Origin of the sequence: Emticicia sp. (assembly GCF_043780375.1) — a bacterium.
GTDB lineage: Bacteria > Bacteroidota > Bacteroidia > Cytophagales > Spirosomataceae > Emticicia.
On the sequence record NZ_JAYWCU010000290.1, the window covers coordinates 1 to 12880 of the forward strand.

A 12880-nucleotide genomic window follows, 5' to 3' on the forward strand; every position below is an offset into this window, starting at 1 on the left:
TTTCATGAATGGTTCTAATCGTTATGAAGAAGTAGGGTTTTTAAAAGCCAAAGGTGAATTCACCGAAGTTTATATCCAATCTGACTTTTTGTTGATAGAGTAAAACAATAATTTTTTTGGTAAATGTAATCTAAGATAATAAAAAACGCAATTTAGTTTGAGGCTAAATTGCGTTTTTTGTAATAATATAGTAATGAAAAAACTATACCTCCTCAAAAACACCCATTGCACAGAATTTTTCAATGCGAGAATCAATGCGTTCTTGGGCGGTCATTGCTTCTAATGTAGCAATTTCGCTTAAAATTCTATTTTTCAAACGATTTGACATATCATCCCAATCTAACTGAGCTCCACCAAGTGGTTCTTCTATTATTCCGTCAATCAATTTATTTTGAAGCATATCGGGTGCAGTCAATTTTAATGCTTCGGCGGCTTGTTCTTTATAATCCCAACTTCTCCATAAAATAGAAGAACAAGATTCGGGCGAAATTACAGAATACCAAGTATTTTCAAGCATCAAAACTCTATCACCAATCGCAATCCCTAATGCTCCTCCTGATGCACCTTCGCCAATAATGACACATATTACAGGAACTTTCAAAAGCATCATTTCTTTGAGGTTTCTTGCAATTGCTTCACCTTGTCCACGCTCTTCTGCTTCAAGCCCAGGAAATGCACCTGGAGTATCAATCAGAGTAACGATTGGCTTATTGAATTTCTCTGCCAACTTCATCAATCGAAGTGCTTTTCGATAACCTTCAGGGTTGGGCATTCCAAAGTTTCGATATTGACGTTCTTTGGTTTTTCTGCCTTTTTGCTGCCCAATCACCATCACAGTTTGACCATCGATTGTAGCAAAACCACCCACCATTGCAGGGTCATCTCTTACATTACGGTCGCCGTGCAATTCATGAAATTCTGGACAAATACGTTCAATATAATCAAGCGTATATGGTCTGTCAGGATGTCGAGAAAGTTGCACTCTTTGCCAGCGGGTAAGGTTAGCAAAAGTTTCCCTTTTTAAGGTTTCGATGTTATCAGTAAGCGTGCGAGCTGCTACACTAACATCAACATTATTATCGGCGGCAAGCCGCTTCATATCTTCAAGCTTCGATTCAAGCTCGGCAATGGGTCTTTCAAAATCTAAAAGTGTTCTCATAGGTTGTATGAGATTGGAGATTCGATATTGGAGATTCGAGATTGGAATAATTGGTTTTGCAACTTCTAATACCATATTATTTACTTATAAATAGTATAGTTTGCATTTATTCTTAAATCTTATATCTCAAATCTCGAATCTCACATCTCGTATGTTTCTCCTTTATTTGGAATTTCAACTTGGTTATAATCAATCGCTGCAAGGGTATTTTTAAAATTTTGCATTGTATTGAGTTCACCATGTACTAAAAATATCTTCTTTGTTTTAACTTTATCTTGCGATTTTACAAAATCAATCAAATCGTCTAAATCTCCATGACCTGAAAAGACATCAATCTTCTCAATAGTGGCATTTACAGGCAATTTTTCACCATTTATAGTCAATTCTTTTCGTTCACCATTCAATAATTTCCAGCCCAATGTTCCTTCGCTGGCATAGCCAACCATCAAAATTGTGGCATAAGGATTACTGATATTTGCTTGAATGTGGTGTTCAATTCGTCCACCCGTTACCATGCCCGAAGCAGAAATGATAATACAAGGCTCAGAATGATTTGAAACTGCTTTACTTGCCTGATTTGATTCCAAATATACTAAATTTTCAAAATCAAAAAGTGATTCATTTTCATCTCGAAAATCACGTGCAGCTTTATTCATGAGTTTTGCACTTTTCTCGTAAATTCTGGTACTTGCCTTCGCTAATGGACTATCGGTAAATACTTTTATTGGTGTAAAACCTTTTTCGGTATAAAGTTTATTGAGCGTATAAAGCATGGCTTGAGTACGACCGACGCTAAATGACGGAATTATCAAACGCCCTGGAATATCAATACAAGCTCGTTGGATAATTTCTGCTAATAACTCTTCTGGTTTGTTTTCGCTTATATGATGGCGATCTCCATAGGTTGTTTCAGTTATCAAATAATCTACCTGCGGAATTGGCTGCGGGTCGAGCAGTAAAGGGTAATTTTTCCGTCCAATATCGCCTGAAAAACAAAATGTTTTCTTTTCGCCATTTTCCCAAATTTCCAAATAAACATGGGCTGCTCCAAGCAAATGGCCTGCAGGAATAAATGTCAAATATCCATCATCTTTAAACTTAAAACGTTGGTCAAAAGGGATAGGAACAAAGTTTTCAAGAGCATCTTTTACTTGCCTTTCCAGATAAAGTTCTCGTGAATCTACATCTTTCCGTTTTTTTGAGCGTTTTTTACTATCGTGAATCGCCTTAAATTTTCGTTGATTCAACGAAGCAGAATCAAGCAGTAAAATTTCGCCCAAATCCATTGTGGCTTTTGTGCATAGTACTTGTCCTTCAAAACCTTCCTTAAATAAATTCGGTATTTGCCCAGAATGGTCAATATGGGCGTGTGTAAGAATAATTAAATTGATAAGTGATGGGTCGAAAGGAAATATTCCATATTCGGGTTTGGGCTTTTCTTCGTTAAAATCTCTCTCCAAATCGGTACCGCAATCTATCAAAACTCTATATTCGTCGTCAAATTCGAGTAAAAACATACTACCCGATACTTGTCTCGTTGCTCCCCAAAAAGTTAATTTCATACAAAAGTTTTCAAATTATTAAGAATGTTAAAGCAAAAAGGTCTTCGCTTAATATTCATGTTACAAATTACGTAAAGATTTCTTTTTTTAACTAAGGAATTTTTGTTAAAATTGTAAAACAAACGAATTTGCGAATGACGAATAACGATTTACGAATTTGCTAAACTGTTTTTTATCAGTGTTTTATCTTGAAAAATCAATGCTAATTTTCAATAAAGTCCATTTATCAAACTATAAAATAAGCGTTGGTATTTCAAATATTTTATTTCGTAATCGCAATGGCGAACCGTTCGTACATCTGAAATCGTAAATTTCCATGAAACTACTTTTATTTTTCATTTTACAGATTACGACTCCACTCCAACGCCTTCAAAAACTAATTGACAGCGTACAAAATGATAAAGAAGTTCGCACAGGAATTGTAGCTGCTTCTATTCGCTCAACACAAACAGGCGAATATAAAATTCAATACAACGCCCAAAAATCGGTCAATTCTGCCTCTACTTTAAAGCTGGTTTCTACCGCAACTGCGTTGTCAGTATTAAGTCCAACCTATCGTTATCAAACATTTATTGAGTATGATGGTAGTATTATAGATAGTGTTTTACAAGGAAATATCTATGTACGTGGCTCGGGCGACCCATCATTTGGCTCGGCACGAGGTGGTATGAATTTTCAACAAATAACTAACTTTTTTGTTCAAAAAATTAAAGGTTTTGGTATTAAAAAGATTGATGGTTATATTTTTGGCGATGGTACAATCTTTCCAGAAAACACATTGGCTGACTCTTGGATTTGGGGTGACGTAGGAAATTACTATGGTGCAGGAGTGAGTGGTTTGAATGTGAATGAAAACCTTTATCAAGTTTATTTCAAACAAAATAATAATATTGGAAACTACGCACCAATTTCGAGGTTTATGCCCGAATTGCCTAATCTCTTATCAGTCAATAAAGTAACAACCGCCGAGCGAAATTCGGGCGATAATGTAATCATTTATAATACCCCTTTGAGTAATACAATTCTATCTCAGGGAACAATTCCTGCTGGAAATGGCGAATTTTCGGTGAAAGGATCTCTACCTGACCCAGCTTATTTTTTTGCTTATCATCTTCAAAAAAACTTTATAGAATTAGGTGGATACATTGTCAATCCGACAATACCTTTTCAAAATTATAAAACTCAAAATGGCTATTATCCTAAGCAAAGATTTCAGATTTTTGCCTATGATTCACCTTCTATTGCAGCTTTGGTGAAAGAATGTAATTTTCATAGTATAAATCTTTATGCCGATGCTTTGCTAAAAACCGTAGGATATTCCATTTCAAAAGATGCAAGTTTTGAATCTTCTGTAAATGCAGCAAAGCAAATTTGGTCGCAAAAAGGTGTTGATTTGCAAGGCTTTATGATTAGAGATGGTAGCGGACTTTCGCCATCGGGCGTATTGACTGCAAATAATTTGACAGATATTCTTTATACCATGAAAAGCGATTATGCTTTCAATGATTTTTATGCGTCAATTCCCGTTGTAGGGCAAACGGGAACGGTACAAAATTTGGCAAAAGGCTCGAAAGCTGCGGGCAATGTCAGAGCTAAAAGCGGATCAATTAGTAATACAAGAGCTTTTGCAGGATATTTTACGGCATCGAATGGCGAACTGATGTCTTTTTCATTAATTGTTAATCGATATGCCGACGGTGCTGATAGAAAAGTAAGAAAATATTTGGAAGAAATAATGAAATTGATGGTGGAAATCTAATTCTCGCAAACAGAATACTCAATTGCCTCGCCTCTACTTATTTAATATTGAATTTAGCATTCATAATCTGCCCAATTTCAAGGGCTTTATTCTTTACAAATGTGGCTTTTTCTCCTAAAAAAAGTGAATCCGTTGTTAAAAACCATAAAGATAACCATTGTTCGAATCGCTCAGTTGTTAATTTGTGTTTTTCGTTAGTTTGTAAATGTACCCACATCATTCCTCCTGTATAACTTCCAGTCTGAAAAAGCCAATTTTCCCAAAAATTCACGACTCTTGTCAAATGACTTTGCCACTGGTCATGCGGTATTTCAAAAACTAGTGCTAAGTTTGGCTCGTTATGTACTCTTTCGTAAAAATTATTTACCAATAATTCAATATCTTCTCGGTTATGAATATCGTCCATCTATTATTATTTATTATGCAAAAGTACAATTCTACACGCAACAAAAACATAAAATTTTTATTTTAGAAAATAAATGTAAAATATATTTGATATAATGTAAAATATACTTTACATTTGGTGTGTTGTAATTTACATATACTAAAACATAATTTAACTATGGAACCAAGATTCTTATTTCCTCATCGTTACAAATTCATTGGTTGGATACTTGCTATCCCTTGCATTATTTTGGGGTTATTTGTTATTTTCAATGACTTGAGTTTCGATTTTTTTACAGTTCAGTTACCTTTTAAGTATTTTTTCTCAGACACTTTTACGAGTGGGACTGGTACAATCCATGCAACCGACGAGGTTTCGGTTTTGAATTTTACTGATGAAATTGCAGCAATTGGGAGTATAATAGGCTTACTTTTTATAGCATTTTCAAAGGTAAAAGTTGAAGATGAATATGTCTCAAAAATTAGATTAGAATCTCTACAATGGGCGATATATTTTAATTTTGCACTATTAATTTTAGCAACAATGTTTGTTCATGGAATGGCATATTTTCAGGTAATTATTATTAATATGTTCACACCTTTGATATTTTTTGTAATAAGATTTCATTATATACTTTTTGTTAAAAAATAATTATGAAAAATCGAATCAGAATCGAACGGGCGATACTTGACATCACGCAGGCTGATTTAGCCGAGCGAATAAATGTGAGCCGTCAAACAATAAATGCCATCGAAAGCAACAAATATGTGCCTTCAACGGTTTTAGCTATGAAGATTGCTCGATTATTTGGCAAGCAAGTAGAAGAAGTTTTTGAATTAGAAGATAACGATTAGCAGTTACTTTTCGTTAGTTATTTGAAAACCTTCAATAATATTCCCTAAATTTGACTCTAAGAAATATAAATGTAATGAAAAAAGTATTTTTTTACAGTTTTTTGGTCATTCTTGCTTCTTGTATAAGCAATAAAAAAATCCAAAAAGCTCAACGTGAACTGACAAAAACAACATCAAAAGCAACTTCTATACAGCCAGAAGTAGTTGCCAAACCTGCTGTGGTTGCTATTAAAAGTCGTTATTTACTTAAAGATTCATCTTCAGTCAGAATTTACTTAGAATTAGATATCGAAAACCTGAAAACCAACAATGCTTTGACGCAGTTGAAAGAACATTTTCGATTTAGTTGGCTTCTGCAACCAGATTATGGCGTAAGAGACCGCTTAGCTTATGGAAAAATTGAGATTACGGAACAAAATACAATATTGAAGGAAGGTAAAATATTACTTAATTTTGAAATTCCGAGACCTAAAAATACCCCTAAAGGCTTATTACTAACTGAAATTTTTGAAGTAGAAAATAGTAAAAAATCAAATAACGATTTGGCTATTGATTTTAACGGTATTCGGTTGAATGATAGATTTGGCGTGTTTGTTAAAGATTTCTCAATGCCAATTTTCAAAAACTATATAAGTCAAAAAGATACTTTTCAAATAAAAAGTACCATTCCACAGGCAAAAGAATTGTTTTTGATTCGTTATAATAATGAATTCGAACCAGCACAATCGCCAATGGCAACCAGTATCCGACCTGCCATGAAAAGCATGGATGTTAAAGAAATTATTAAAATACAGACAAATACTCCTATTTTACTGCCAAATGAAGGCTTATATTTGGCTGTTGAAGACACCGTTTATATCAAAAATGGATTCGGATTTATGATAGTTGATGAGCGTTTTCCTCGATTCACTCGGCCTGAAAAGTTGGCAAAACCATTGATTTATATTAGTAGTAGTCAAGAAACCAAAACAGTCAATGAAACCAAAGATGCAAAACAGGCATTAGACCGTTATTTTTTGACAGTTACAGGTGGAAATCAGATGGTTTCAAAGAAAATTATCAAAACATATTACCACCGAATTGAAGATGCCAATCGCCTTTTTACGACCTATAAAGAAGGGTGGAAAACAGACAAAGGAATGGTTTATATAGTATTGGGGCCACCCAATAAAGTACAACGTAGCCGCGACCGTGAGGTATGGATGTATGCACAAAGTCAAAATTTTTCAGAAATTATATTTACATTTAATAGAAAACCAAACCAATTTACGGAAAATTATTATGAACTGGTTCGTTACCCCGAATATCAGTCGTATTGGTATCCGTTTGTAGAAGCATGGAGAACAGGAAACGTAGTGGAGTAAATAATCGCCCTTCGGACGATGGAAAACCATCTGGTGGATTTAGAAAGCCAGAAGGCGATAGTAATGGTGGGATGCCACTCGGTGGATTTAAGAAAAAGTATTTTGCCAAACCATTGCCGCCAGGCTTTGAAAAACCGTCGAAAGCCGACATAGTTTTTGGCGTACAATCTGTTTTAGAAACCCTTAAAGGCACAAAAGAAATTGAGAAAATATTACTTCAAAGAGAATTTGGTCATACAGAAGTAGAAAAATTAGCATTTGAACGTAATATTCCTGTGCAGCGAGTGCCACTTGAAAAGCTCAATCGTGTTACGATGAAGGTGCATCAAGGAGTAATTGCTTTTGTTTCGGCAGTAAATTATGCTAAAATCTCTAATGTTGTTGCCGATATTTTTGAAAAAGGAGAGGTGCCATTGATTTTGATTTTAGACCGTATTACTGATATTCGTAACTTTGGAGCAATTGCCCGAACCGCCGAATGTGCAGGCGTAAATGCCATTGTGGTTGCCGCTCGTGGTGCTGCCCAAATCAATGCAGATGCTATGAAAACTTCGTCTGGGGCATTGAACCACTTGCCAGTTTGTCGTGAAAATAGTCTTTGGCAAGTCATTTCTGAACTGCAACAATCTGGTATTCAGATAGTTGCGTGTACTGAAAAAGCTACTGAAAAATTATACAACATAGATTTTAAAGTGCCAACTGCCATTTTGATGGGTTCGGAAGAAGATGGTATTTCTGAAAACCTACTTGAACAAGCCGATTATGCAACCAAAATTCCGATGGCAGGGAAAATTGGTTCATTAAATGTTTCGGTCGCTACTGGAGTAATTTTATATGAAGTTGTAAGACAAAGGCTTTCTTAACTTACATTTCATTTAAAGTATCTTGCAGAAATTCCCTGATAGTCAATAACTTAGCTTTCAGGGAATTTTTGCTTTTATTAATATCAGTTTTATTGTTCAATTTTCTATGAGCTCCTTTGAGTGTCAGATTTCCCTTTGCTTTTTCGTCTATTATTTTGCGTAATTGCTCAATATCCTTAATCGTGATTTTTCTATCACGCCCATGTCGAATGAAATTTAACTTAAATTCTTTCTCATAATAACGAACAGTATGGTCTTCAATGCCCAATATTTCAGCTGCTTCGGAAGTTTTATAAAATAGTTTCATAAAAATAATGAGTGAATTATGTTTTGGTAAATGAGTAATTGTTTTAGTTGATGATTTTTATAAAATTCACGCATTCATAAATCACTCATTTACTCAATATCTTATCTTACCAAAACCTGTCTTTGTTCCAAATCTGCCACTAATTTAGACAATTCTTTGCTTTTTTCATTTACTTTATAAAATACATTACCACGGATATACACTTTTTGAAGTTTTTTTAAACCAAGTAATTTCTCAGGTACTTCCTCAACCTGATTATTTGTAATATCAAATTCTTCTAAATTTTGCAATTCATAAATTTGTTCCGGAAAAACCTTGAAGAGATTATAACCAACATCAAGAAATTTAAGATTTGGCAAATTTGGCAACGAATTCAAGCGATTATGGTGGGCATAAAGCGTTTGTAACTTTGGCATTTTAGCAATTTCAACGGGCAAATTCCAAAGTTGGTTATTCGATAATGCCAAAGTTTTTAGATTAGCTAAACGACAAACTTCTATTGGTAAAAACTGTAAATTGTTGTAATAAAGGTCTAATTCTTCTAAATTATTTAGTTTTCCAATAGATTTTGGCAAAGTACTGGTTCGGACATTATACAAATTCAATGCTTTGAGTCGCTTCATTCTATTAAAATCATTGTCAGTAAATTTTATTGGATTATTTCCAACAAACAAAATCTCTAAACGGCGATTTCTTTTTAAAGACTTGGGCATTTTTGACATTCCTGTATATTGCAAATTCAAATCTTTCAAATGTTTGTTTCGTTTGAAGCCAAAATTTGTATAATCAACATAATTTCCGCTTAAGCTCAAGAATTTCAATTTTTTCAATCCCCAAATCTTACTTGGTACTTGTTCGATATAATTATCCGACAAATCTAATTTCTCTAAATTCTTGAATCTAAGAACTACTTCGGGGAAATTTGTCAAGTATAATTTGTTCAGCATCAAGGTTTTAACGGTATCTGGGTTAGTACAATTTTCAGCCATCTCGATAGTTGAAATATATTTTTTACTCATCTTTTTCTGCCCTTTTCCAAACCCTAAACCAATATAGAAACTATAATTATTCTCTACGCCTTTCAATTGGCATTTATATTTCTTACAAAAATCTTCTGCAACCTCATAAAACACTTTACTCTCTTCGGTATTTAGTGTATCAAATAAAAACTTTTTGCCATTAAACACTCTATTATCAAACGAACTAAATCCATAAACCAAATAATCTACTTCACCATTCTTATTAAAGAATATTTCTATGGGCATATTTTTACTCTCAACTATAGAAATATATTGACTATTTTTTTTAATAGCCGCTTTCATGAAATCATTGTTGATTTTCCGTTCATCTAATGCAAGATTTTGAATTTCATTATTTTTATCTTTTGAACGAGTAGCACTTGGGTATTGCTTTTCTGCTAATGTATTTGATAATATTTCTTTTTCAAACTTATCTCTTTGATAAACTCGCTGTTGTCCAAATGTAGCAATTGAACCTAAAATTAATAATAATAGTAGCTTATTCATATATGCTTAGAGCTTTAGTGATAATGTAGCATAAATATAACTAATTCCTTAGTTAGTTATTTTGTTTATAACAAAATTTATTATTTCAAATAAAAAACTTTGACTGGTATGCAAGCATAATATTTTCATTATTTTTGTTTGTTCTATTCAAATCTTACAAAAAAATGAATTATCAAGATATTATTGTTGAAAGACAAGAGAGTATTGCTATTATTTCTCTCAATCGACCTGCTGCACTAAACGCTCTAAGTCCAAATTTGATTCGTGAACTGAAATTGGCTTTGCAAGAAATAGCTCGAGACAATTCGTGCAAAGTATTGATTGTTAAAGGTGCTGGAAGAGCATTTTCGGCAGGTGTAGATTTAAAAGCTATGAACGAATCGCTCGTTGGTGGACAATTTACAGCCGACGAAATCTTGCAAGATGGCAACCAAATTGCTAAAATTTTACGTACAATGCCTCAACCTGCTATCGCTCTCGTACATGGACATTGCTACACTGGTGCAACCGAATTAATGATGTTTTTTGATTTGATAATTGCGGCCGAAGATGCAAAAATTGGCGATACCCACGCAAAATGGGGGATTTTACCCAAATGGGGAATGTCTCAACGACTACCAAGATTGGTTGGTGTACTTAAAGCTAAAGAAATGTCGTTTACTTGTAAACCTATTACTGGTAAAGAAGCCGAGCGAATCGGACTCGTAAATAGAGCTGTGCCATTGGAAGATTTAGAAAAAACAGGAATGGAAATGGCAAATGAAATTTTGCAAAATTCGGCACAAACGATTGCCGCTTTTAAGCATTTATATAACGAAGGGATGAACACGACTTTGGCAGATGGTTTGAAAATTGAAAGCGAATATTTGATCGAAATTACCGATCGAACGGAGTTTTTGAGAGGATTTGAGAAAAATAAGTAGTTCAATTATAGCGAATAGCATTCCGCACAACAATTCTCAATTAAAGATACTATGTCAAAAATACCTTATAACAAAATAGATAATTACTCAAACAAAATAATTGCTGAACGCCAAAAGTTTGTTTCAGAGCAAACTGGAGCTGATTTGAACCATGTTGCAAAATATTCTTTCGACCCAAATGTTTTACCAGGAAATATTGAAAACTTTGTTGGTGTTGCACAAGTTCCTATCGGTTTGGCAGGTCCGATTAGAGTTTTGGGTGAATATGCACAAGGCGATTTTTATATACCGATGGCAACTACCGAAGGAACTTTGGTGGCAAGTTATAACCGAGGAATGAAACTTTTGAGCGAGTCGGGCGGCGTAACATGCACAATCATGCACGATTCGATGCAAAGAGCACCAGTTTTTGTATTTGAAAATGCTCGATTTTCTCGAAATTTTGGTCAATGGATTGATGCCCATTTTGATGAAATTAAAGTAAAAGCAGAAGAGACAACAAAGTCGGGTAAACTGACTGATATTGAACGATATATAGTAGGAAAACTCCATTGGCTACGTTTTAATTTTACAACTGGCGATGCCGCTGGACAAAATATGGTTACAAAGGCAACGCATCATGCTTGCCATTGGATACTCGAACAAGGCATTGAAGGATTAGAGCATTTTTCGATGGCCGCTAATATGGATACTGACAAAAAGCATTCACACCTCAATACGCTTCAAACTCGTGGAAAAAGAGTAGTTGCTGAAGCTACAATTCCGAAAGATTTGTTGGAAACAATCATGCACACATCGAGCAAAGCTTTGTTCAAACAGCGTCAGTTTTCAAATATGGGTTCGCTTTTGTCAAATTCTTCAAATAATGGAGCTCACTCTGCCAATGGACTGACGGCTATGTTTATAGCCACTGGTCAAGATGTAGCTAATATTGCCGAATCTTCGGCGGCTTTGACTTATAGCGAATTGAAAGATAATGGCGATTATTATATGTCAATTACGATTCCTTCGTTGATAATTGCTACTCATGGCGGAGGAACTGGTTTATCTACACAAAGAGAATGTTTAGAAGTTATGGGTTGTGTTGGAGCAGGAAAAGCTTACAAATTAGCTGAAATAATGGCAGCCGTAGTTTTGGCAGGTGAACTTTCTTTAGCATCTGCCATCGTTGCCAACCAATGGGTAAGCAGCCATGAGGCTTTGGGGAGAAATAGGTGAAAATAATTGAGAATTGATTAAATTTAATCGAAAATAAATCCTGTTAATTTTTAAATCTTTTTAATTGTGTCAAACTCATTTTTAACTCAATCAGGTAAAGCACCGGTAAATGGTATTGAGATATATTATGAGACTTTCGGAAAACCCGAAAATGCTGCCATACTTCTAATTATGGGGCTTGATGCTCAGTGCGTAATCTATGGTGAAGCCCTCATAAAGCCATTAGTTGATGCAGGGTTTTATGTGATTATATTTGACAATCGAGATATTGGACTTTCGACCTGGATGAACGATGGTTGGCATCGAAGTAAACCATACACCCTCGAAGATATGGCAAAAGACAGTGTCGAGTTATTAGATTTTCTTAAAATTTCTCAAGCCCATTTAGTTGGAGTGTCGATGGGTGGTATGATTGCTCAACAAATTGCCATTTCATATCCCAATAAAGTTTTAACGCTGACTTCCATTATGTCGTCGGGTTTTACACTTAATCCAAAAATTGCTAAAAATTTCAAAGAGCGATTTTTACTCCATTTATTGCCTTTCTTCATTAAAAGGTTTTATATAAAAAATAAATATACTGAACATAAAATATCAGTAAATAACTACCTATTAACTTATCGCATGTTGCGAGGAACTCGTTTTCCTTTTGATGAGAATTATTTTAAAACAGTTTTTACAGAAAGTATTGAAGTTAGAAAAGGACAAAATCCACGAGCGAGGTATCAACAATTTTGTGCAATTGTAGCCTCGGGTTCTCGTTTAAAAAAACTCAATTTAATAAAAGCCCCAACTTTAGTAATACATGGAACTGACGACCCACTTGTTAATCAAAAACATGCCGAAATTTACGCTCCTCTAATTCCAAATGCTAAATTAGTTATTATTGAAGGAATGGGGCATGAATTGCCGAAAGGTGCTTTGAGCAAGATTTTACCTGAAATTATTAGTCATGTAATG

13 protein-coding genes are annotated in these 12880 nt (G+C 34.4%); 8 read left to right on the top strand and 5 right to left on the bottom strand.

What is annotated here, in order from left to right:
• Nucleotides 1-202: 202 nt before the first annotated feature.
• Both ACH2CJ_RS21235 and ACH2CJ_RS21240 read right to left on the bottom strand, forming a co-directional pair.
• On the bottom strand, nucleotides 203-1159 hold the full coding sequence (locus ACH2CJ_RS21235; RefSeq protein WP_394996423.1) for an acetyl-CoA carboxylase carboxyltransferase subunit alpha: 957 nt from the start codon (nucleotides 1157-1159) through the stop codon (nucleotides 203-205).
• 140 nt (nucleotides 1160-1299) lie between these two features.
• Nucleotides 1300-2721, bottom strand: coding sequence for an MBL fold metallo-hydrolase RNA specificity domain-containing protein (locus tag ACH2CJ_RS21240; RefSeq protein ID WP_394996426.1), 1422 nt, complete (start codon nucleotides 2719-2721; stop codon nucleotides 1300-1302).
• A gap of 316 nt (nucleotides 2722-3037) precedes the next feature.
• On the opposite strand from ACH2CJ_RS21240, the gene dacB reads away from it, so the two are divergent.
• Nucleotides 3038-4480, top strand: coding sequence for a D-alanyl-D-alanine carboxypeptidase/D-alanyl-D-alanine-endopeptidase (dacB, locus tag ACH2CJ_RS21245; protein ID WP_394996429.1), 1443 nt, complete (start codon nucleotides 3038-3040; stop codon nucleotides 4478-4480).
• Nucleotides 4481-4517: 37 nt separating this feature from the next.
• Here dacB and ACH2CJ_RS21250 read toward each other — a convergent pair whose 3' ends face one another.
• On the bottom strand, nucleotides 4518-4886 hold the full coding sequence (locus ACH2CJ_RS21250; RefSeq protein WP_394996432.1) for a group III truncated hemoglobin: 369 nt from the start codon (nucleotides 4884-4886) through the stop codon (nucleotides 4518-4520).
• A 156-nt stretch (nucleotides 4887-5042) separates the two neighbouring features.
• Here ACH2CJ_RS21250 and ACH2CJ_RS21255 point away from each other — a divergent pair, with 156 nt between their 5' ends.
• From ACH2CJ_RS21255 to rlmB, 4 genes are all read left to right on the top strand, one after another.
• Entirely contained in the window at nucleotides 5043-5516 is a 474-nt protein-coding gene (locus tag ACH2CJ_RS21255; RefSeq protein ID WP_394996435.1) for a hypothetical protein, read from the top strand.
• Between the two features lie 2 nt (nucleotides 5517-5518).
• Nucleotides 5519-5719, top strand: coding sequence for a helix-turn-helix transcriptional regulator (locus ACH2CJ_RS21260; RefSeq protein ID WP_394996438.1), 201 nt, complete (start codon nucleotides 5519-5521; stop codon nucleotides 5717-5719).
• A 74-nt stretch (nucleotides 5720-5793) separates the two neighbouring features.
• A complete protein-coding gene (locus ACH2CJ_RS21265) occupies nucleotides 5794-7083 on the top strand; it encodes a GWxTD domain-containing protein (RefSeq protein ID WP_394996440.1) in 1290 nt (429 codons plus the stop codon).
• Nucleotides 7056-7946, top strand: coding sequence for a 23S rRNA (guanosine(2251)-2'-O)-methyltransferase RlmB (gene rlmB, locus ACH2CJ_RS21270; protein ID WP_394996442.1), 891 nt, complete (start codon nucleotides 7056-7058; stop codon nucleotides 7944-7946). The genes ACH2CJ_RS21265 and rlmB overlap by 28 nt, the downstream gene beginning before the upstream one ends.
• Nucleotide 7947: 1 nt before the next feature.
• Here rlmB and ACH2CJ_RS21275 read toward each other — a convergent pair whose 3' ends face one another.
• Together ACH2CJ_RS21275 and ACH2CJ_RS21280 are read right to left on the bottom strand one after the other, a co-directional pair.
• Entirely contained in the window at nucleotides 7948-8253 is a 306-nt protein-coding gene (locus ACH2CJ_RS21275) for a MerR family transcriptional regulator (RefSeq protein WP_394996445.1), read from the bottom strand.
• Nucleotides 8254-8354: 101 nt separating this feature from the next.
• Nucleotides 8355-9779 carry a leucine-rich repeat domain-containing protein gene (locus ACH2CJ_RS21280; RefSeq protein WP_394996448.1) on the bottom strand — a complete coding sequence of 475 codons (1425 nt, stop codon included), beginning with the start codon at nucleotides 9777-9779 and terminating at the stop codon, nucleotides 8355-8357.
• A 164-nt stretch (nucleotides 9780-9943) separates the two neighbouring features.
• Between ACH2CJ_RS21280 and ACH2CJ_RS21285 the strand changes: the two genes are divergently transcribed.
• The 3 genes from ACH2CJ_RS21285 to ACH2CJ_RS21295 all read left to right on the top strand — a co-directional run.
• Nucleotides 9944-10702, top strand: a complete 759-nt coding sequence (locus ACH2CJ_RS21285; protein ID WP_394996451.1) for an enoyl-CoA hydratase/isomerase family protein — start codon at nucleotides 9944-9946, stop codon at nucleotides 10700-10702.
• A 51-nt stretch (nucleotides 10703-10753) separates the two neighbouring features.
• Nucleotides 10754-11920 carry a hydroxymethylglutaryl-CoA reductase gene (locus ACH2CJ_RS21290; protein WP_394996453.1) on the top strand — a complete coding sequence of 389 codons (1167 nt, stop codon included), beginning with the start codon at nucleotides 10754-10756 and terminating at the stop codon, nucleotides 11918-11920.
• Between the two features lie 66 nt (nucleotides 11921-11986).
• Nucleotides 11987-12880 (top strand): alpha/beta fold hydrolase (locus ACH2CJ_RS21295; protein ID WP_394996456.1); only part of this gene is annotated, 894 nt, incomplete at its 3' end.

Bases quoted from the DNA above. Each gene is read 5' to 3' on its own strand.
- ACH2CJ_RS21235 (WP_394996423.1), bottom strand. From the start codon at position 1,159: ATGAGAACACTTTTAGATTTTGAAAGACCCATTGCCGAGCTTGAATCG.
- ACH2CJ_RS21285 (WP_394996451.1), top strand. From the start codon at position 9,944: ATGAATTATCAAGATATTATTGTTGAAAGACAAGAGAGTATTGCTATT.
- ACH2CJ_RS21240 (WP_394996426.1), bottom strand. From the start codon at position 2,721: ATGAAATTAACTTTTTGGGGAGCAACGAGACAAGTATCGGGTAGTATG.
- ACH2CJ_RS21255 (WP_394996435.1), top strand. From the start codon at position 5,043: ATGGAACCAAGATTCTTATTTCCTCATCGTTACAAATTCATTGGTTGG.
- ACH2CJ_RS21280 (WP_394996448.1), bottom strand. From the start codon at position 9,779: ATGAATAAGCTACTATTATTATTAATTTTAGGTTCAATTGCTACATTT.
- dacB (WP_394996429.1), top strand. From the start codon at position 3,038: ATGAAACTACTTTTATTTTTCATTTTACAGATTACGACTCCACTCCAA.
- ACH2CJ_RS21260 (WP_394996438.1), top strand. From the start codon at position 5,519: ATGAAAAATCGAATCAGAATCGAACGGGCGATACTTGACATCACGCAG.
- ACH2CJ_RS21250 (WP_394996432.1), bottom strand. From the start codon at position 4,886: ATGGACGATATTCATAACCGAGAAGATATTGAATTATTGGTAAATAAT.
- ACH2CJ_RS21265 (WP_394996440.1), top strand. From the start codon at position 5,794: ATGAAAAAAGTATTTTTTTACAGTTTTTTGGTCATTCTTGCTTCTTGT.
- rlmB (WP_394996442.1), top strand. From the start codon at position 7,056: ATGGAGAACAGGAAACGTAGTGGAGTAAATAATCGCCCTTCGGACGAT.
- ACH2CJ_RS21275 (WP_394996445.1), bottom strand. From the start codon at position 8,253: ATGAAACTATTTTATAAAACTTCCGAAGCAGCTGAAATATTGGGCATT.
- ACH2CJ_RS21290 (WP_394996453.1), top strand. From the start codon at position 10,754: ATGTCAAAAATACCTTATAACAAAATAGATAATTACTCAAACAAAATA.